Genomic DNA, 19587 nt, shown 5'->3' on the forward strand with positions numbered 1-19587 from the left:
CTGCTTGGTAACAACTTGTAAACAATCTCCCGGATGGGCTCCCGCCGTGCTATGGGGACGTGGCGCAGGCCACTAAAGTAAGTGCCATCAGTGCGCTCCGGCGCAGTGCTGCGTGCCTTCAGTGAAAACAGAATTTCAGCGCCGAAACGGACACTCATTGAATTCCAGCCCGTAGTGCCACTCGCATCACCCCTGGAGGAAAATTGAAGAAATCACTGCGTGCCGGCTTCAAGCGCGGTTCAATGGCCGGTGTGGCCACCCTCGGTGCGTCCGCCTTGCTGCTGACCGGCTGCGGGGCCGCCCCGTCCGCGTCCGGCCCCTCTGGTTCAGCCACCGCATCGGATTACACCGCCTGCATGGTGTCCGACTCCGGCGGATTCGACGACAAGTCGTTCAACCAGTCCGGCTACGAGGGACTGCAGGGCGCCGTCAAGGACCTCGGCATCCAGGAGAAGCACGTCCAGTCCAAGGCTGACACCGACTACGACCCCAACCTCCGCTCCATGGTCCAGCAGGGCTGCAAGCTGACCGTGACCGTCGGCTTCCTGCTCGGCGACGCCACCAAGTCCATCGCGACGGCCAACCCGAACAGCCACTTCGCCATCATCGACTACAACGACCCCGCGTTCCCCAAGAACGTCAAGCCGATCGTCTATGACACGGCCCAGGCCGCCTTCCTGGCCGGCTACCTGGCAGCAGGCACCTCCAAAACCGGTAAGGTCGCAACCTTCGGCGGCATCAACATCCCCACCGTCACCATCTTCATGGACGGTTTTGCCGACGGCGTGAAGTACTACAACGAGAAGAAGGGCAAGAGCGTCCAGCTCATCGGCTGGGACAAGGACAAGCAGGACGGCACCTTCGTTGGCGACTTCAAGCAGGTGGACAAGGGCAAGGTCCTGACCCAGGGCTTCCTTGACCAGGGCGCAGACATCGTCCTTCCCGTGGCCGGACCCGTCGGCGGCGGCGCCGGCAGCGCGATCCTCGACGCCAAGTCCAAGGGCAAGGACGCCAAGCTCATCTGGGTTGACTCCGATGGTTACCTGACGGCCCCGGACTACAAGTCCGTGATCCTGTCCTCCGTCCAGAAGACCATGTCCACCGCTGTGGAGACGGTCATCAAGGACGACAAAGACGGCAAGTTCGACGCCTCGCCGTACATCGGAACCCTTGCGAACGGCGGCGTGGCCCTGGCTCCGTTCCATGACCTCGATTCCGCCGTACCGGCAGACCTGAAGAGCGAACTGGACAAGCTCAAGAATGACATCATCTCCGGAACCGTTAAGGTCGAGTCGAAGTCCAGCCCCACCAAGTAAGGACTGAACTGCGGGGCGCGCTGCCCTTCCGCCGTTATCCGGCCGGAGGGCAGCGCGTTCTGCTTTGCTGGCAACGCACGGCCGCCAGCGCCATGCCGGCGGTCTTTTTTGCCGCCTGCGCGCCCTGCCCAGGAACCACCCGTGACACTAGGCTGGGACTACCCGCTGCCCTGCCGCCGACAGCGCGCCGGAGCAGATCCATACACACACAGATTGGTTGGGGTTTTGAAACTCGAACTGAAGGGGATCACGAAGCGATTCGGGTCCCTGGTAGCCAATGACCACATCGACTTGGTCGTCGAACCGGGGCAGGTGCACTGCCTCCTGGGAGAGAACGGCGCAGGGAAATCCACCCTGATGAACGTGCTTTACGGCCTGTACGATCCGACCGAAGGCGAAATCCTGGTCGATGGCAAGCCCGTCGTCTTCAAAGACCCCGGCGAGGCCATGGCGGCCGGCATCGGAATGGTCCACCAGCACTTCATGCTCATCCCGGTCTTCAGCGTGGCCGAGAACGTGGCGCTGGGCAACGAGACCACCAAAGCCGCCGGCCTCCTCAACCTGGAAGCCACGCGCGAGAAGATCCGCCGCATCTCGGACCAGTACGGGTTCGACGTCGACCCCGACGCCATGGTGGAGGACCTGCCCGTCGGCGTCCAGCAGCGGGTCGAGATCATCAAGGCACTGGTGCGCGATGCCGAGGTGCTTATCCTCGACGAACCCACCGCCGTGTTGACGCCGCAGGAGACCGACGAACTCCTGGACATCATTCGGCAGCTGAAGCGCGACGGTAAGTCGATCGTCTTCATCTCCCACAAACTGCGTGAAGTCAAAGCCATCTCGGACACCATAACGGTCATCCGCCGCGGCAAGGTAGTGGGTCAGGCCGATCCCACCGCTTCCCCCACCGAACTGGCGTCCGCCATGGTGGGCCGCACCGTGAGCCTGACACTCGACAAGGCACCGGCGAATACAGGCGACGTGACCTTCAAGGTCCGCAACCTGACCGTGACGGACCACAACGGCCAGCACGTGGTCGATGACCTGTCATTCGACATTGCCAAGGGCGAAGTGCTCGCCATCGCGGGTGTGCAAGGCAACGGCCAGACGGAGCTGACCGAGGCGATCCTTGGCGTGCAGCCGCACGTGGCCGGGTCCATCACGCTCGACGGCGAGGAGCTGCTGGGCAAGAGCGTCAAGCATGTCCTCGGTGCGGGCGTCGGCTTCGTCCCCGAGGACCGCACCCTTGACGGCCTGGTGGGAACATTCACCATCTCCGAGAACATGATCCTGGACCTCTACGACAAGGCACCGTTCGCCCGCGGCGTCGGGATGAAGCCGTCCGTGATCGCCGAGAACGCGGCCAAGAAAGTCGAGGAATTCGACGTCCGCACCCCCTCGGTCGCCGCCGCCGTCGGCACCCTCTCCGGCGGCAACCAGCAGAAGGTGGTGCTGGCCCGCGAGCTCTCCCGCCCGCTGCGGCTCTTCATCGCCTCCCAGCCCACCCGCGGCCTGGACGTCGGCTCGATCGAATTCGTGCACAAGCGCGTCATCGCCGAACGCGACCACGGCACCCCGGTCATGATCGTCTCCACCGAACTCGACGAGGTCATGCAGCTGGCGGACCGGATCGCCGTGCTCTACCGCGGCAAGCTGGTCGGCATCGTACCCGCCACCACGTCCCGCGACGTGCTGGGCCTGATGATGGCCGGTGTCCCGGCCGCAGAAGCCGAAGTCAACGCCTCTGCCCACGCCCCCAGCGGCACGACGACGACGGCGCTCCCGGAGCCTGCCGGCCACGAAGGAGAAACCCATGTCTGAGAAGACAACCCCGGAACCGCAGGCCATAGGCCACAACAGGGCCCCGGAGGCCGCCCCGACCCAGGTGCCCGGTGGCACCACTTCCGAGGCCATCGCCTCGGACGTCGTGCTGGACACCGCCGGCGGCCAGATGCCGCCGTCCGCCGTTCCGACGGCCACCCAGCTGCGCGGCCGGGACCATGACCGGGACGGCGGCGGATCCGTCCTGCACCAGGTCTTCACCGGCAACGCCATGGTCTCCTTCCTCTCCGTGCTGCTGGCCATCGTGCTCGGCGGCATCCTGATGGCGGTGACCAACCCCAAGGTCGCCGTCACGGCCGGCTACTTCTTTGCCCAGCCCGGAGACCTCCTGACCGAGGTCATCCGCCCCTATACCGCACTGGTGCAGGGGTCCATCTTCAACTGGGCCGGCGCCGACCTGGCCGCCCAGCTGTACCCGATCACCGAGACCCTCACGGTCGCAACTCCGCTGATCTGTGCCGGGCTCGGCGTCGCACTGGCGTTCCGTGCCGGCCTGTTCAACATCGGCGCACAGGGGCAGATCATCTTCGGCGCGCTCTTCGGCGCCTACGTCGGATTCGCCTGGCACCTGCCCATCGGCCTGCACCTGCTCGTCGTCGTCCTCGCCGGCCTGGTTGGCGGCGCTGTATGGGGCGGCGTCGTGGGCCTCCTGAAGGCGCGGACCGGCGCACACGAGGTGATCGTGACCATCATGCTTAACTACATCGCCAACTTCCTGCTGCTGTTCCTGCTCACCACCCCGGCTTTCCAGCGCAAAGGTTCCACCAACCCGATCTCCCCGTTCCTTGACTCCACGGCATTGTTCCCCGAGCTGCTCGGACCGCAGTTCCGCCTGCACGCCGGCTTCCTGGTCGCGATAGCCGCCACCGCCTTTGTCTGGTGGCTGCTGAACCGTTCCACGATCGGTTTTGAGTTCCGCGCCGTTGGAGCGAACCCGAGTGCGGCCCGTACCGCCGGCATCAACGTTGCCCGCAGCACCATCCTGGTGATGGCGATCGCGGGTGCGCTGGCCGGCCTGGCCGGCGTGGCCCAGGTGTCCGGCACGGAAAAGTACCTTTCCGGCGGTGTCGCCGCCTCCATCGGTTTTGACGCCATCACCGTCGCGCTGCTGGGACGCTCCACGCCGTGGGGCACCTTCTTCGCGGGCCTGCTGTTCGGTGCCTTCCGCGCGGGCGGTGTGGCAATGCAGGCACAGACACAAACCCCCATCGATATTGTGCTCGTCATCCAGTCCCTGATCGTGCTGTTCATCGCAGCACCGCCGCTGGTCCGTGCGATATTCGGACTCAACCCCCGTAAGAAGAAGACCACCACAAGTGGGACCGCAGGTTCGCGTACCGGCGGCGTCGAGAGCGGAGCGGCAGCATGAGCGCCACCACACAATCCCCCGCCAGCAAGCAGCCGGGCGCCGGGAAAGCACCCAGGGCCAACAGCGCCGGAGGCCGGGCAGCGACAACGGAACTGGTGAGCTGGAAGGCCGGTGTTGGACTGGGCCTGCTCGCCATCCTTGGCACCGTGCTGTTCGGCTTCCTTGCCAACACAAAAGCAGCCGGTTTCCGGATCGCCGAAGCCCGGGACCCGAACGCCTCCTCTACCGCAGCGTGGATCACCCTTGCCGTGGCGTTGGCGGCCGCCGCCTACCTCGGCTACCGCTGGATCAACCAGCGCCGCGAGGGCGGGGGAGTGGACCGCTGGATTCCCGCCACCACAATCGCTGCCGTCGTCGTCCTGGGCCTCGCCGCCCTCGGCGTTGCCCAAGTGGAAAAGATCACCGTGCCCTCGATGGTCTTCGGCTGGATCTGCGCGGTCCTGCTGCTCGCCATGGCAGCGTACGCCATCCTGCTGACCGTGCAGCGGCGCCGCACCCCCGGATGGCTGGGCGGACTCTTCGCCGTCGTCTTCCTGGCCGGGTTCATGATCTGGATCGTCGCCGGCGGCCGTGACCTCGAACCCTCCATTTCCCTGGGCGGACTGATGGCAGGTGCGGTGACGCTGGCCGTACCACTGGTGTTCGGCTCGCTGTCCGGCGTGCTGTGCGAACGGGCCGGGGTGGTCAACATCGCCATCGAAGGCCAGCTCCTGCTAGGTGCGTTTTCCGCCGCCGTCGTCGCGACCGTGACCGGCAATGTCTACGCGGGACTGATCTCGGCGGCTGTGGCCGGTGCGCTCGTGTCCCTGGTCCTGGCCGTGGTGAGCATCAAGTACCTCGTCAACCAGATCATCGTCGGCGTAGTCCTCAACGTCCTGATCAGCGGCCTCACCAGCTTCCTCTTCTCTACCCTGCTCACGGCGGACCCGGAACACCTGAACAAGCCCGGCCGGCTCCAGGCGGTGGATATCCCGTTCCTCGCCGACATCCCGATCATCGGCCCCATCCTGTTCCGCCAGTCCCTGGTGGGCTACCTCATGTACGTGGCCGTGATCGTGGTCTACGTCGGGCTGTTCCACACCAAATGGGGCCTGCGGGTGCGCGCCGTCGGCGAACACCCCCAGGCGGCGGACACCGTGGGCATCAACGTCAACCGCACCCGCTTCATCAACGTTTTGATGGGCGGCGCGATCGCCGGAATCGGCGGTTCCTTCTTCACCCTGGTATCGGTGGACGCCTTCAGCAAGGACATGTCCGGTGGTCGCGGCTACATCGCCCTTGCCGCCATGATCTTCGGGCGCTGGAATCCCATCGGGGCCTTCCTCGCCGCCCTGCTCTTCGGGTTCGCCGACAACCTGCAGAGCATCATCACCATCATTGGCTCGCCCGTGCCCAGCCAGTTCATGGCGATGCTGCCCTACGCCCTGACCGTCATCGCCGTGGCAGGCCTCGTGGGGCGGTCCCGGCCGCCCGCGGCCGACGGCATCCCGTACGTCAAGGGGTGACCAAGGTGGCAGAAATCGGAGCCCCCGGCAACCAAGGCAAGCCCGGCGGCGGTACCGGCGTCGATTGGGCCGCCCTCGAGGCTGCCGCCGTGGCCGCCATGAGAAATGCCTATGCGCCGTATTCCAACTTCGCGGTGGGGGCGGCCGCCCTCACGACGGACGGCCGGATCGTCAGCGGCTGCAACGTCGAAAACGCCAGCTACGGCCTCACCCTCTGCGCCGAATGTGCGCTGGTAGGCAACCTGCACATGACCGGCGGCGGCCAATTGCGCGCCTTCTACTGCGTCGACGCCGGCGGCACGGTCCTGATGCCGTGCGGCCGCTGCCGGCAACTGCTCTACGAATTCCGCGCCCCGGACATGGAAGTCATGACTACCCAAGGCATCAGGACGATGGACCACGTGCTGCCCGACGCATTTGGCCCCCAACATCTGGAGGAGACCCGGTGACCCACACCACCAGCAACGCCGAGGCATTCGACGCCGTCGACATCATCCGCACCAAGCGGGACAAGGGGACCCTGAGCCCGGAACAGATCGACTGGACCATCGACGCGTACACCCGCGGGGCCATTGCGGACGAGCAGATGGCCGCCCTGAACATGGCAATCCTGCTTAACGGCATGGACCGCGCCGAAATCGCCCGCTGGACAGCTGCAATGATCGCCTCCGGGGAACGGATGGACTTCTCCAGCCTCCGGCGTCCCGACGGCGGCCTGAAATACACCACCGACAAGCACTCCACCGGTGGGGTAGGGGACAAGATCACGCTCCCGCTGGCCCCACTGGTGGCGGTGTTCGGCGTCGCCGTCCCGCAGCTTTCCGGCCGTGGGCTGGGGCACACCGGCGGAACCCTGGACAAACTGGAGTCCATCCCGGGCTGGCGCGCGGACCTCAGCAACGAGGACATGCTCGCCCAACTGCAGGACGTCGGTGCGGTCATCTGCGCCGCCGGTGCAGGCCTGGCCCCGGCGGACAAGAAGCTCTACGCGCTGCGGGACGTCACCGGAACGGTTGAGGCCATCCCGCTGATCGCCTCCTCGATCATGAGTAAGAAGATCGCCGAGGGAACCGGTTCGCTGGTGCTGGACGTCAAGGTGGGCAGCGGCGCCTTCATGAAGGACGAGGCCCGCGCCCGTGAACTCGCCGAAACCATGGTGGCGCTCGGCAAGGATGCCGGGGTCAACACCGTAGCAATGCTGACCAACATGAACACGCCCCTGGGCCTGACCGCCGGCAACGCGATCGAGGTTGAGGAGTCCGTGGAGGTCCTGGCCGGCGGCGGCCCGGAGGACGTTGTCGAACTCACTGTCCGGCTCGCCGAAGAGATGCTCGCCTGTGCAGGGGTCCACGACGCCGACCCCGCCGCCGCCCTCAAGGACGGCCGGGCCATGGACGTGTGGAACCGGATGATCAGCGCCCAGGGCGGCGACCCCCGCGCCGCGCTCCCGGTGGCCAGGGAAACCGACGTCGTCTACGCTCCCGCCGACGGGGTGCTGGTGGAACTGGACGCGCTCGCCGTCGGAGTGGCCGCCTGGCGGCTGGGTGCCGGCCGCGCCCGCAAGGAGGACACCGTCCAGGCCGGGGCGGGGGTGCGCATGCATGCCAAGCCCGGGGCCACCGTGCGGGCCGGGGAACCGCTGATGACCCTGCTCACCGATACCCCGGAACGGTTTGCCCGCGCCCGGGAAGCCCTGGAACACGCCGTGGTCATCGCTCCGGAAGGTTCGCGGCCCGCGCAGCAGCTCATCATTGACCGCATCGCGTAGGAACCCATGCAGGCCATCAATGACTTCATCCTCGCCGCGGCGGGCCAGCCGTGGGTGCTGGTCCTGGTGCTGGCCTGCTGCATCATTGACGGATTCTTTCCGCCCGTTCCCAGCGAATCCGTGGTGGTGGGCCTCGCCGCCGTCGCCGCCACCGCGGATGTTCCCCATCCGCTGCTGCTGATACTGGTCGCAGCAGCGGGTGCCTTCCTCGGTGACAATATCGCCTACCTTTTGGGCCGCCGGGTGGGCACCCGCCGCTGGGCGTGGATGCGCGGGCCCCGGATGCAAAGCGCATTCCGCTGGGCCGGCCAGGAGCTGCGCAAGCGGCCGGCGTCGCTGATCCTGGTGGCCCGGTTCATACCCATCGGCAGGGTGGCGGTCAACCTGACCGCCGGCGTCACGCACTACCCGCACCTGCGGTTCGTGGGCCTCACCGTCCTTTCGGCCAGCCTGTGGGCAGGCTACTCGGTGGCAATCGGGCTTTTCTTTGGGCAGTGGTTCGAGGACAACCACATTCTGGGCGCGGCAATTGCCATCGTCTGCGCCGTAGCGCTGGGCATCCTGGTGGACCTGCTGATCAACAAACTCCGCGGCAAACCCAACGTGGTGGAGCGCATCCGGGAACCCGGGACATGACCCGCGCGTTTAAGGGGTAATTCCGGGCATTGGGGCGTAGCGGACAGGGCCCGGGGCGTGGGACACTTAGGAACGATTTCCGCTTTGGCTGCGGCACTTTGGCTGTGTCATTTTTATACAGGAGCAACACCGCGTGGAGTTTATTAATGAGGCCGTGCTCCATGCAGCGGGCCAGTGGTGGATCTACCCGGCGCTGCTGGTGTTCTTCTTCGTGGACGGCTTCGCCATGGTGGTCCCCAGCGAGACCCTCATCGTTGCCCTCGCGGCCTTCTCGCGGCACAGCGGCGAACCCAATCTCTGGATCCTGGGCCTCACTGCCCTGGTCGGCGCCATTGCCGGTGACAACATGGCCTACATTCTCGGCCGCAAGATCGGCCTGGACCGGTGGGGGTGGATGCGCCGCCCCAAGGTCCGGAAAGTCTTCGCCTGGGCCCGTTATGAACTCGAGAAACGCGGCGCGGTACTGATCTTCACCGCCCGCTACATCCCCTGGGGCCGCGTGGCCGTCAACTACGTGGCCGGAAGCACCGGATTCTCGCACCGCAGGTTCTTCGTCTTCGACGCCTTTGCCTGCGTGACCTGGGTGGGCTACTCCCTTGGCATCGGCCTGCTGGCCAGCTCGTTCCCGTGGCTGCACCACAACCCGCTGCTGAGCGCCGGCATCGCCGTCGTCTTCGCCATTGTCCTGGGCGTCGTCATCGACCACACGCTCCGCTGGTGGCATAAACGGCTGGGCCGCCACGACGCGCCGGAATCGGATGAACGGTCCGACGAATCCACCGCTCCAGCAAAGGATGGCAGGACCGGCACGCAGGCCCTCGTGGTGCCGTCGGCAAAGGCCGGTCCCGCCGCCAAATAGCGGCCGGCTTCGAACGGCTGGCTTTGGACTGCGGGCCACCCTAAGGTGGGAACGTGACTGAGCCTATTGTTGACGCCGCCCCTGCCATCGATTTTGACCTGAAGAGCCTGCCCAAGGTCTCCCTCCACGACCACCTGGACGGCGGACTCCGTCCGGCCACCATCATCGAACTGGCGCAGGCCGTTGGCCACACGCTCCCCTCAACGGACCCCGTCGCCTTAGGGCAATGGTTCCGCGAATCAGCCGACTCCGGATCCCTGGTCCGCTACCTGGAGACGTTCGACCACACAGTGGCCGTCATGCAGACCTACGACGGACTGTTCCGGGTAGCCAAGGAATTCGTCGAGGACCTCGCGGACGACGGCGTGGTCTACGGCGAAGTGCGGTGGGCGCCGGAACAGCACCTCCAGAAGGGGCTCAGCCTCGATGAGGCCGTGGAGGCAGTCCAGGACGGTCTGGAGGCCGGCGTCGAGGCCGTCTCCGAGACCGGACGCGAGATCCAGGTGGGACAGCTGATCACCGCCATGCGCCACGCCGACCGCGGCCAGGAGATCGCCGAACTCGCCGTGCGCCACCGCAACCAGGGCGCCGTGGGCTTCGACATCGCCGGTGCCGAGGACGGATTCCTGCCCAGCCGGTTCAAGGACGCCTTCACCTACCTCGCCCAGCACAATTTCCCCGCCACCGTGCACGCAGGCGAAGCAGCCGGGCTGGAGAGCATCCAGTCGGCATTGGTGGACGGCCGCGCCCTCCGCCTGGGCCACGGCGTCCGCATCGCCGAGGACATCATGGTGGAATTCGACGACGACGAGGAAGCCGGCGACACCGTTGGCCTGGTCACCCTGGGCGACCTCTCCAGCTGGGTCCGCGACCGCGGCATCGCCCTGGAAATCTGCCCCTCCTCCAACCTGCAGACGGGCGCAATTGCGGAGTTTGGCGAAGGGATTGAAAGCCACCCGCTGGACATGCTCTACCAGCTGGGCTTCAACGTCACCATCAACACCGACAACCGCCTGATGAGCGGCGTCACCCTGACCGACGAGTTCAACCTGCTCGTGGAAACCTTCGACTACGACCTCGACGACCTGCTTGAGCTCACCCTCAACGCCGCCGAGGCATCCTTCCTGCCCTTGGAGGAAAAGGAAGCGCTGGTGGAGTACATCAACGACGCCTACGCCAACCTTGGCTGACCCGGATTTCCGGCCCGGCAGTTCTCCAACCGAAGAACTGCTGGGCCAAATTGCCCGGCTGCGCGAACACTGCCCCTGGATGGGCGCCCTGACGCACGCTTCCCTGGTGGAGTACCTCCTCGAGGAGGCCTACGAAGTGGCCGAGACCATCGAGGAAGGCCACCCCGACGCCGAACTGCAGGGCGAGCTGGGCGACGTGCTGCTCCAGGTGGTTTTGCACGCCCGCCTTGCGGAGGAGCGCGGAGCCTTCACGTTCGACGACGTGGCGCGCGGCCTGGGTGCCAAGATGATCCGCCGGAATCCCCATGTCTTCCGGCCCGACGGCTCCCTGCAGGACACCTTCCCGGCCACCGTGGCGGAGATCGAGCAGAAGTGGGATGCCGTCAAGCGGGCCGAAAAGCCCGAACGGCAGGACCCCTTCGCAGGCATCCCACAGGCACTCCCGGCGCTGGCCAGGGCACAGAAGTCACTGGACCGTGCAGCACGTGCGGGGCTGGAGCTCCCCGAGGGGGCTCCCGTACCTGAAGGCGAGGAGGAGCTCGGAAACCTGCTGCTCGCCGTCGTCCGTTCTGCCAGGGACAGCGGCATGGACGCTGAACGCGCCCTGCGGGACGCCGTCCGCCGCTACCAGCGTGGCCCGTGGGACGAAAGTGACCCCGCGCCATCATGACGTCCCGGCCTTGACCGGTTTGAGTAACCCGGAGCACTCTCGACTAGGCTGGTCCCTGACGAGTACGTCGAGTTTTCTGCCTGATTCCCCCCGTTAATCGCCCATAAGGAGCAAATTCATGGCGCTTATCGATGCCATCCACGCCCGCGAGATCCTCGATTCCCGCGGCAACCCCACCGTTGAAGTTGAAGTCCTGCTGTCGGACGGCCAGATCGGCCGCGCCGCAGTTCCCTCCGGTGCTTCCACCGGTGAGCACGAGGCCGTCGAACTGCGTGACGGCGACAAGGGCCGCTACCTCGGCAAGGGCGTGCAGAAGGCCGTCGACGCCGTGATCGACCAGATCGCCCCCGCCCTGACCGGCTTCGACGCCACCGACCAGCGCAGCATCGACCAGGCCATGCTGGACCTGGACGGCACCCCCAACAAGGGCAAGCTGGGCGCCAACGCCATCCTGGGCGTCTCCCTGGCAGTTGCCAACGCAGCCGCAGCCTCCGCTGACCTGCCGCTCTACAAGTACCTGGGCGGCCCCAACGCCCACGTCCTGCCCGTGCCGCTGATGAACATCCTCAACGGTGGCTCCCACGCCGACTCCGACGTCGACATCCAGGAATTCATGATCGCCCCCATCGGCGCCGAGACCTTCTCCGAAGGCCTGCGCTGGGGCGTTGAGGTCTACCACAACCTCAAGTCCGTGCTGCAGCAGAAGGGCCTGTCCACCGGCCTCGGCGACGAGGGCGGCTTCGCCCCGAACCTGCCGTCCAACCGCGCAGCCCTGGACCTCATCACCGAAGCCATCAAGAACGCCGGCTACACCCCGGGCAAGGACATCGCCCTGGCCCTGGACGTTGCCTCCTCCGAGTTCTACAAGGACGGCGCCTACCAGTTCGAAGGCAAGTCCCTGTCCGCCAGCGACATGAGCGCCTACTACGGCGAACTCGTTGCCGACTACCCGCTGGTCTCCATCGAGGACCCGCTGGACGAGAACGACTGGGACGGCTGGAAGACCCTCACCGACGCCATCGGCGACAAGGTCCAGCTGGTGGGTGACGACCTCTTCGTCACCAACCCCGCCATCCTGCAGCGCGGCATCGACACCCGTACCGCCAACTCCCTGCTGGTCAAGGTCAACCAGATCGGTTCGCTGACTGAGACCCTGGACGCCGTCAGCCTGGCCCAGCGTGCCGGCTACACCACCATCACCTCGCACCGCTCCGGCGAAACCGAGGACACCACCATCGCCGACATTGCTGTGGCCACCAACGCGGGCCAGATCAAGACCGGCGCACCCGCCCGCTCCGAGCGCGTCGCCAAGTACAACCAGCTGCTGCGCATCGAAGAGGAACTGGACGACGCCGCACGCTACGCAGGCCGCAGCGCGTTCCCGCGTTTCAAGGGCTAGTAACCGACTAATCCCATCCGCGGTGGCTATGGTTGAAAGACCATAGCCACCGCTGTTGTTTACAGCAGCATTTGTTCCAGCAACGTTTGCCTGCTGGGACTGTCCAGCACAGATAGTGGCGGCCCGGCAGGCTGCGTTTCAGGAGTGTCATGGCTACCCGCCGCCCCAAAGTTCCCAAGGTCGCCCCCACCCGTCCAGCCAAGGAAACGGCCGACGACGGATCTTCCGCCGGTGCCGAAGTCATCCGGGCGGATTTCCGGCCGGCCAAGGGCGCCCCTGCACCATCGAAGGACCATCACGGGCGGTCAACAACAGCGGGGCAGCGCGCAGGGACGGCAGGGGAGGCCAAGGCTCCGAAGCCTTCCCCCGGGCGCAAGGGCAGCAGCCCGGTTGACGGCAAGGATCCGGCCCGCGCCGACGAGGAGCAGCATCCCGTCCCCGCGAAGGCGTTTTCCGGGCGCATGCTCGCGCTGGCAGTGGTGATGGTTGCCATCACCATCATGCTGGCGCCCACGGTCAAAATCTTCTTCGACAAGAAGGCCGAAATCGACGCCCTGAACGCCGATATCGCCGCACGCCAGGCCGAAGGTGACTCCCTCCGCCAGCAGGTTTCGCGGTGGCAGGATCCCAACTACGTGAAGCAGCAGGCCCGCGACCGCATTAACATGGTTATGCCGGGCGAAACCGGCTACTGGGTTTTTGGCAGCGATGAGCCGGCCGGAGAAAGCAGTAGCCCCGCCGGCGCAGCAGCACAAGACCCCGCCGATCTGCCGTGGGTGGATTCCCTGTGGGAGTCCATCAGGCGCGCGGCCACAGACTGAACCGCACAGGAAGGACGGCCCGCGACAGTGGAACACAACACGGCAGCCGCCCGGGACGAATCCCGCCAACCGACAGCACACGATCTTGAAGTACTGAGCAGGCAGCTGGGACGCCCCGTCCGCGACGTCGTGGAAATTCCGGCCCGTTGCGTCTGCGGCAACCCCCTGGTGGCGGCCACCGCGCCCCGCCTCAGCAACGGCACACCGTTCCCCACCACCTTCTACCTGACGCACCCGGTGATCACGTCCGCGGTTTCCAGGCTTGAAGCCGCCGGGGTCATGCACAGCATGAACGACCAGCTGGCCGGCGACGACGGGCTCGCCGCCGCCTACCGGGCAGCCCACGAGGAGTACCTGGCCGCCCGTGAAGCCATCGGCCAGCGTTCGGGCATCGGCCCGGTGCCGGAGATCGACGGCGTCTCCGCCGGCGGGATGCCTGCCCGCGTCAAGTGCCTGCACGTCCTGGTGGGCCACTCCCTGGCGGCGGGCAGCGGCGTCAACCCCTTGGGCGACCAGGCGATCGGGATGATCGCCGAGTGGTGGACTGCTGACAAGTGCTACTGCGACGGCGCCTGGGACACCGCCGGTGAGGCACCTTCCCGCGACCTGAGCCGCCACGGGCCCCAAGGACTGCCGGAGATCGTGGGCCGTCCCGCCCCGGTCCGGAAATCCGCCGGCACCACGGGGGTGCCCGAATGAGCCGCGTGGCCGCCATCGACTGCGGCACCAATTCCATCCGGCTCCTGATCGCCGACATCGACCGCAGCAACGGAAGCACGGTCCTCACCGACGTCCACCGCGAAATGCGCGTGGTCCGGCTCGGGCAGGGCGTGGACGCCACCGGCGAGCTCGCCCCGGAGGCGCTGGAGCGCACCCTCGCCGCAACAGCCGATTATGCCCGCCTCATCAAGGAACATGGCGCAGAAGGGCGGGTCCGCTTCGTTGCCACGTCCGCCAGCCGCGACGCGCGCAACCGCGATGTCTTCGTGGACGGCGTCAGGGAACTGCTGGGCTTGGAACCGGAGGTTATCTCCGGGGACGAGGAAGCGGCATTATCCTTTGCCGGGGCCAGCAGTGTCCTGCCCGTCCTCGACGGCCAGCAGGTGCTCGTGGTGGACCTCGGCGGGGGAAGCACCGAGTTCGTCCTGGGAACTTCCGCAGGAGTCACGGCCGCCAAGTCCGTGGACATTGGCTGTGTCCGGCTGACCGAACGGCACCTGCGCAACGATCCGCCCACCGCCGGACAGATCGCCGCTGCGGAAGCCGACGTGGACGAAGCCATGGCCCGCGCCGGCCGTGACGTGCCGCTGGAACGCGCCACCGCCGTCGTCGGTGTCGCCGGCTCCGTCACCACCATCACCGCCCATGCGCTGCGCCTGCCCGAATATTCGCCGGACGCCATCCACGGTGTGGAGCTTCCGATTCGGGAGATCGGCGACGCCGCCACCGACCTGCTGGAAATGACCCGCGCCGGCCGGGCGGCCCTGCCCTACATGCACCCCGGGCGGGTCGACGTCATCGGTGCCGGGGGACTGGTGTGGCGGCGCATCCTGCAACGGATGGGGGAGCTGACCGGCGGGAGAATCACCGCAGCCACGGCAAGCGAGCACGACATCCTTGACGGCATCGCACTGAGCATCGGGTAGCCCATGCATTCCACCCCAGCTTCAACCCCGTTTCTTTCCCGAACCGTGGCCGCCGCAGTGGCGGTCCTCCTGGCTGCCTGCTGCCTCTGTGCCGGCCTGTTCACCGCCCCGTCCGCACGTGCCGACGAATGGCGGGACAAGGAATACTGGCTGGCGGACTCGGGCATCACCAAGGCCTGGGAGGTGTCGAAGGGCGCCGGCGTGAAAGTGGCCATCATCGACAGCGGCATCGATGCCCAGCACCCGGACCTCAAAGGCTCCGTTGTGGGCGGCTACGACGCGTCCGGCTCGGGCCAGCCGGACGGCCAGAAGAGCGTCGGCTCCAAGCCCGAACACGGCACCCTCGTGGCCACCATGCTGGCAGGGCGCGGACACCAACCCGCCAGCGCCAGCCCCAGTCCAAGTCCGGGACCGGCAGTTCCTCCGGACGGCATCATGGGTGTGGCACCCGAAGCGCAGCTGCTCTCCGTCTCCACCTGGCTGGGGTCGGCCAACCCCTCCGGCAAGAGCGACCAGGACCAGATTCCGGAGGCGGTCCGCTGGGCGGTGGACAACGGCGCCAAGGTCATCAACATCTCGCTCGGCAGCACCACGCCGCAATGGCCGCAAAGCTGGGATGCCGCCTTCCTTTACGCCGAACAGAAGGACGTGGTCATCGTGGCCGCCGCCGGAAACCGGGTAGGAGGCAACACCCAGGTAGGCGCCCCGGCCACCATCCCCGGCGTGCTGACCGTCGCCGGCCTGGACCGCAAGAACGTGGCCAGCGTGGACGCGTCGTCGCAGGGCATCAGCATCGGGGTGGCTGCCCCCGCCGAGAACCTCCTCGGCGGGCTCCCCGGCGGCGGCTACGCGGAATGGGCCGGCACGTCCGGATCCACTCCCATCGTGGCCGGCGTGGCCGCCTTGATCCGGTCCAAGTGGCCGGACATGAGCGCCGAACAGGTCATCAACAGGATCGTCTCAACGGCCAAGGACGCCGGGGCCCCGGGCAAGGATCCGCTCTACGGCTACGGCATCCTCAATGCCGAGGCGGCGCTCAAGGCCGACGTTCCGGAGGCCACCGTCAATCCGTTGGGCACCATCGCCGAGTGGATCCGCGTGCACCGGCGCGGCAACGCCGCTCCGGCAGTCCCGCTGCCAACCGCAACGTCAGTGCCCAGCGCCGCACCCACGCTGCCGGAAGCCACCGTTCCCGCGGCCAAGGCCCCGTCACAGCGGGACAGTGCCATTGGCGCCGCCGTCGTCATCGGTTTTGCGGTCCTGTTCGTGGTGATCATCGCGGCCGCTGCCATCCAGCTCCGGAGGGCTGCCCGCAACGGCTCCCCGGCCGTTGAAGAACCGGATACCGGGGTGATGGAAAGCGTGCAGCCACGCCGGAATCCGCAGGTTACGGAGGCGTCCGACGGCTAGTGAAGATTTTCACAAACTCCTGTATCCTTAAACAATGGCAACCACCCCACAGCTCCAGGACCGTCCCAGGGTACTCGTCGTCGGCGGCGGGTACGTCGGCCTCTACGTAGCACTGAAACTGCAGAAGAAGATCGCGAATGCCGGTGGCATCGTCACCGTCGTGGATCCACTGCCCTACATGACTTACCAGCCCTTCCTCCCCGAGGTTGCCGGCGGCAACATTGAAGCCCGCCACGCGGTGGTCTCCCACCGCCAGCACCTCAAGCAGACCGAACTTATCCAGGGCCGCGTGACGTCGATCGACCACGTCAACCGGACGGCCGTGGTGGCTCCTGCCGACGGCGGCGAGAACTTCGAGGTTCCTTACTTCGACGTCGTGCTCGCAGCCGGCGCCATCACCCGCACCTTCCCCATCAAGGGGCTGGCGGACAAGGGCATCGGCCTGAAGACCATCGAGGAAGCCGTTGCCCTTCGCAACAAGCTCCTGGAGCGCATAGAGGTTGCCTCCACCATGACGGACCCCGCCGCACGCGCCCGGGCCCTCACGTTCGTCGTTGTCGGTGGCGGCTTCGCCGGCATCGAGTGCATCACCGAGATGGAAGACCTCGCCCGCGCCGCCGTGCGCAACAACCCCCGCATCAAGCAGGAGGAAGTCCGCTTCGTCCTGGTTGAAGCCATGGGCCGCATCATGCCCGAGGTTACCGCCAAGCAGGCCGACTGGGTGGTTGAGCACCTGCGCAGCCGCGGCATCGAGGTACTCCTGAACACCTCGCTGGACAGCGCCGAAGGCAGCCTGAAGCTGATCAACCTTCCGGAAAAGACCCCCGCCCAGGAATTCGAGGCCGACACCCTCGTGTGGACCGCCGGCGTGCAGGCAAACCCGATGGTGCGCTCCACCGACTTCCCGCTCGAGCCCCGCGGCCGCGTCCGCGTCCTGCCGGACCTGCGCATCTCCGGCGATGAAGGCATCGTGGAGAACGCCTGGGCAGCCGGCGACATCGCCGCTGTTCCCGACCTCACCGGCAAGGGCCTGCCGGACGGCACCTGCGTCCCCAACGCCCAGCACGCCCTGCGCCAGGCCAAGCGCCTCGCCAAGAACCTGTGGGCTTCCCGCTGGGACAAGCCGCTGGCGGACTACAAGCACAAGAACCTTGGTGCCGTGGCCGGCTTCGGCGAGTGGAAGGGCGTTGCCAACATCAACCTGCTGGGCCGGATCGGCCTCAAGGGCGGCCTCGCCTGGCTGGCCCACCGCGGCTACCACGGCATGGCCATGCCCACGGTGGAGCGCAAGTTCCGCGTCATCCTGAACTGGATCATCGGCTTCTTCGCCGGACGCGACACCACGCAGCTGATGGACCTGGACAACCCGCGCGGCGCCTTCGTCTCGGCGGCCACTCCGGCTCCCAAGCCGGCCGCTGCTCCGGCAGCAGTGCCGGCCGGCGGCTCCAGCGCCACCGCCGCTCCCAAGGAAACCGTGGCGGCCAACGCCAAGTAGCGCGTCTGCTCCACCACGCCCGACGGCGGCCGTCCCCTTTGCGGGCCGGCCGCCGTCGGCATTTCCAGCCAATGCGTCCCGGGCAGGTACCATTGACCCGGCGCCCCAGTAGCCCAATTGGCAGAGGCAGCGGACTTAAAATCCGCGTGTTGTGGGTTCGAGTCCCACCTGGGGTACACCTTGTCCCTTCCGTCACCCGGACGGTTGGCACGCCTGGAAGCCGCCTGCACCAGCAGGCGGCTTCCCGCGTTTAATTCCACATAGGAAACGACTGTTATAAGGCTGTGACCTCTGTCACTTAGTTTCGCTGCTGTCTATGCATTAGCTTGAACCTAAATCAGGAATTCCTGGTCCAATTCCGGGCGCCGAAGCGCCCCATTGATCCGCACGCGCATCGCATGGCCCTGTTTCGGAAGGCAGACAAATGTACCGAAAGAAAGTCCTCACCTCGTTGGCAGCGGCAGCCACATTCAGCATGCTGCTGTCGGCCTGCGCCAACCAGGCGGGCCCTGGCACCACCGAAAGCTCCGGCTCGTCCAGCAAGGTGAACATCCCCGCCATTTCGAAAGTCGATGTCCCCGCCGGTGCGGTCAAGCCGGCCGGTGACGGCAAGGCAACCTGCCCCGCCACCACCACGCTGGCCTATGCAGGCGCGCAGACCGGGCCCAACGCCCAGCTCGGCGTCAACATCTTCAACGGCATCCAGCTGGCCATCGACCAGCACAACAAGTCCAACCCCGGCTGCCAGGTCCAGTTCAAGAAGTTCGACACTGAAGGCGACCCCAACAAGGCCACCGGCCCCGTCACCCAGCTGGTGAGCGAGCCGGACATCGTGGGTGTGATCGGCCTGCCGTTCTCCGGCGAGTCCAAAGCTACGGGCAACATCTTCGAGCAGAAGGGCCTGGTCCACATCACCCCGTCGGCCACCAACCCCACGCTGACCCAGAACGGCTGGACCACCTTCTTCCGCGGCCTCGGCAATGACGCCGTCCAGGGCCCCGCAGCCGCCAAGTTCCTCACCGGCAAGCTCGGCGCGAAGAAGGTGTACCTGGTCCAGGACGACTCCGACTACGGCATTGGCCTGGGAACCTCCACCTCCGCCGGCCTGGGCAGCGCCCTGGCCGGAACCGAGAAGGTAACCACGGGGCAGAAGGACTTCTCCGCCGTGATCTCCAAGATCATGAACGCCAAGGCGGACGCCGTGTTCTACGCCGGCTACTACGCCGAGGGCGCCCCCTTCGACCAGCAGCTGGTGGGCAAGGGCTTCAACGGTACGTTCGTGGCTCCTGACGGTGTCAAGGACGACCAGTTCATCAAGCAGGCAGGCGACGCTTCCAATAACGCCTACTTCACCTGCCCCTGCCTCCCCGGCGAACTCATCCCCGATTTCGCCTCCGCCTACAAGGACGTTTCCAAGGGAGCAGAACCCGGAACGTACTCGATCGAAGGCTACGACGCCGCAACCGTCCTGCTCTCCGGTATCGACGCCGGCAAGCAGAGCCGTGCGGACCTGCTGTCCTGGGTCAAGGCCTACGACAAGGACGGCCTGAGCAAGCACTACAAGTGGGATGACAAGGGCGAGCTCCAGGCCCCGACCGTCTACGGCTACAAGGTGGAAAACGGAAAGATCGTTCCCATCGGCCCCATCGGGGAGTAGCAGC

At 66.5% G+C, this 19587-nt stretch carries 17 protein-coding genes and 1 tRNA gene; all 18 read left to right on the plus strand.

The window, feature by feature from the left end:
• Window positions 1-203 precede the first annotated feature (203 nt).
• The 18 genes from AC1DIP_RS21090 to AC1DIP_RS21175 all read left to right on the plus strand — a co-directional run bounded on the left by AC1DIP_RS21090 (window position 204) and on the right by AC1DIP_RS21175 (window position 19583).
• Complete coding sequence (locus AC1DIP_RS21090; protein ID WP_141161206.1) at window positions 204-1316, plus strand: BMP family lipoprotein; 1113 nt, start codon at window positions 204-206, stop codon at window positions 1314-1316.
• 225 nt (window positions 1317-1541) lie between these two features.
• Complete coding sequence (locus AC1DIP_RS21095; RefSeq protein WP_477734978.1) at window positions 1542-3137, plus strand: ABC transporter ATP-binding protein; 1596 nt, start codon at window positions 1542-1544, stop codon at window positions 3135-3137.
• Window positions 3130-4527, plus strand: a complete 1398-nt coding sequence (locus AC1DIP_RS21100) for an ABC transporter permease (RefSeq protein WP_477734979.1) — start codon at window positions 3130-3132, stop codon at window positions 4525-4527. The genes AC1DIP_RS21095 and AC1DIP_RS21100 overlap by 8 nt, the downstream gene beginning before the upstream one ends.
• Window positions 4524-6032, plus strand: coding sequence for an ABC transporter permease (locus tag AC1DIP_RS21105; protein WP_477734980.1), 1509 nt, complete (start codon window positions 4524-4526; stop codon window positions 6030-6032). The genes AC1DIP_RS21100 and AC1DIP_RS21105 overlap by 4 nt, the downstream gene beginning before the upstream one ends.
• Window positions 6033-6037: 5 nt before the next feature.
• On the plus strand, window positions 6038-6481 hold the full coding sequence (locus tag AC1DIP_RS21110) for a cytidine deaminase (RefSeq protein WP_477734981.1): 444 nt from the start codon (window positions 6038-6040) through the stop codon (window positions 6479-6481).
• The gene (locus AC1DIP_RS21115; RefSeq protein WP_477734982.1) at window positions 6478-7800 is read left to right on the plus strand and encodes a thymidine phosphorylase; all 1323 of its coding nucleotides are present in this window, start codon (window positions 6478-6480) and stop codon (window positions 7798-7800) included. The genes AC1DIP_RS21110 and AC1DIP_RS21115 overlap by 4 nt, the downstream gene beginning before the upstream one ends.
• 6 nt (window positions 7801-7806) lie before the next feature.
• Entirely contained in the window at window positions 7807-8436 is a 630-nt protein-coding gene (locus AC1DIP_RS21120; protein WP_477734983.1) for a DedA family protein, read from the plus strand.
• 133 nt (window positions 8437-8569) lie between these two features.
• Window positions 8570-9295, plus strand: coding sequence for a DedA family protein (locus AC1DIP_RS21125; protein WP_477734984.1), 726 nt, complete (start codon window positions 8570-8572; stop codon window positions 9293-9295).
• A 53-nt stretch (window positions 9296-9348) separates the two neighbouring features.
• Window positions 9349-10485, plus strand: a complete 1137-nt coding sequence (locus tag AC1DIP_RS21130) for an adenosine deaminase (protein WP_477734985.1) — start codon at window positions 9349-9351, stop codon at window positions 10483-10485.
• A 79-nt stretch (window positions 10486-10564) separates the two neighbouring features.
• Window positions 10565-11155, plus strand: a complete 591-nt coding sequence (locus tag AC1DIP_RS21135; RefSeq protein ID WP_476211854.1) for a MazG nucleotide pyrophosphohydrolase domain-containing protein — start codon at window positions 10565-10567, stop codon at window positions 11153-11155.
• Between the two features lie 118 nt (window positions 11156-11273).
• A complete protein-coding gene (eno, locus tag AC1DIP_RS21140) occupies window positions 11274-12554 on the plus strand; it encodes a phosphopyruvate hydratase (protein ID WP_307429247.1) in 1281 nt (426 codons plus the stop codon).
• Window positions 12555-12703: 149 nt separating this feature from the next.
• Window positions 12704-13375 carry an FtsB family cell division protein gene (locus AC1DIP_RS21145; protein WP_477734986.1) on the plus strand — a complete coding sequence of 224 codons (672 nt, stop codon included), beginning with the start codon at window positions 12704-12706 and terminating at the stop codon, window positions 13373-13375.
• 27 nt (window positions 13376-13402) lie between these two features.
• Window positions 13403-14074, plus strand: coding sequence for a DUF501 domain-containing protein (locus AC1DIP_RS21150; RefSeq protein ID WP_477734987.1), 672 nt, complete (start codon window positions 13403-13405; stop codon window positions 14072-14074).
• Window positions 14071-15021, plus strand: coding sequence for a Ppx/GppA phosphatase family protein (locus tag AC1DIP_RS21155; protein ID WP_477734988.1), 951 nt, complete (start codon window positions 14071-14073; stop codon window positions 15019-15021). Before AC1DIP_RS21150 ends, AC1DIP_RS21155 begins: the two co-directional genes overlap by 4 nt.
• Before the next feature lie 3 nt (window positions 15022-15024).
• Window positions 15025-16431 (plus strand): S8 family serine peptidase, encoded by a 1407-nt coding sequence (locus AC1DIP_RS21160; RefSeq protein WP_477734989.1) that lies wholly within the window; start codon window positions 15025-15027, stop codon window positions 16429-16431.
• A gap of 34 nt (window positions 16432-16465) precedes the next feature.
• Window positions 16466-17926: an NAD(P)/FAD-dependent oxidoreductase gene (locus tag AC1DIP_RS21165; protein WP_477734990.1), complete on the plus strand. Its 1461-nt coding sequence runs from the start codon at window positions 16466-16468 to the stop codon at window positions 17924-17926.
• Between the two features lie 102 nt (window positions 17927-18028).
• Window positions 18029-18102 (plus strand) — tRNA-Leu (locus tag AC1DIP_RS21170).
• A 248-nt stretch (window positions 18103-18350) separates the two neighbouring features.
• On the plus strand, window positions 18351-19583 hold the full coding sequence (locus AC1DIP_RS21175) for an ABC transporter substrate-binding protein (RefSeq protein WP_476209975.1): 1233 nt from the start codon (window positions 18351-18353) through the stop codon (window positions 19581-19583).
• The last annotated feature ends 4 nt before the right edge of the window (window positions 19584-19587 follow it).

The sequence above is a fragment of the Pseudarthrobacter sp. 05T312 genome, assembly GCF_056396685.1.

Bases quoted from the DNA above. Each gene is read 5' to 3' on its own strand.
- AC1DIP_RS21100 (WP_477734979.1), top strand. From the start codon at position 3,130: ATGTCTGAGAAGACAACCCCGGAACCGCAGGCCATAGGCCACAACAGG.
- AC1DIP_RS21105 (WP_477734980.1), top strand. From the start codon at position 4,524: ATGAGCGCCACCACACAATCCCCCGCCAGCAAGCAGCCGGGCGCCGGG.
- AC1DIP_RS21120 (WP_477734983.1), top strand. From the start codon at position 7,807: ATGCAGGCCATCAATGACTTCATCCTCGCCGCGGCGGGCCAGCCGTGG.
- AC1DIP_RS21135 (WP_476211854.1), top strand. From the start codon at position 10,565: ATGGGCGCCCTGACGCACGCTTCCCTGGTGGAGTACCTCCTCGAGGAG.
- eno (WP_307429247.1), top strand. From the start codon at position 11,274: ATGGCGCTTATCGATGCCATCCACGCCCGCGAGATCCTCGATTCCCGC.
- AC1DIP_RS21145 (WP_477734986.1), top strand. From the start codon at position 12,704: ATGGCTACCCGCCGCCCCAAAGTTCCCAAGGTCGCCCCCACCCGTCCA.
- AC1DIP_RS21155 (WP_477734988.1), top strand. From the start codon at position 14,071: ATGAGCCGCGTGGCCGCCATCGACTGCGGCACCAATTCCATCCGGCTC.
- AC1DIP_RS21160 (WP_477734989.1), top strand. From the start codon at position 15,025: ATGCATTCCACCCCAGCTTCAACCCCGTTTCTTTCCCGAACCGTGGCC.
- AC1DIP_RS21165 (WP_477734990.1), top strand. From the start codon at position 16,466: ATGGCAACCACCCCACAGCTCCAGGACCGTCCCAGGGTACTCGTCGTC.
- AC1DIP_RS21175 (WP_476209975.1), top strand. From the start codon at position 18,351: ATGTACCGAAAGAAAGTCCTCACCTCGTTGGCAGCGGCAGCCACATTC.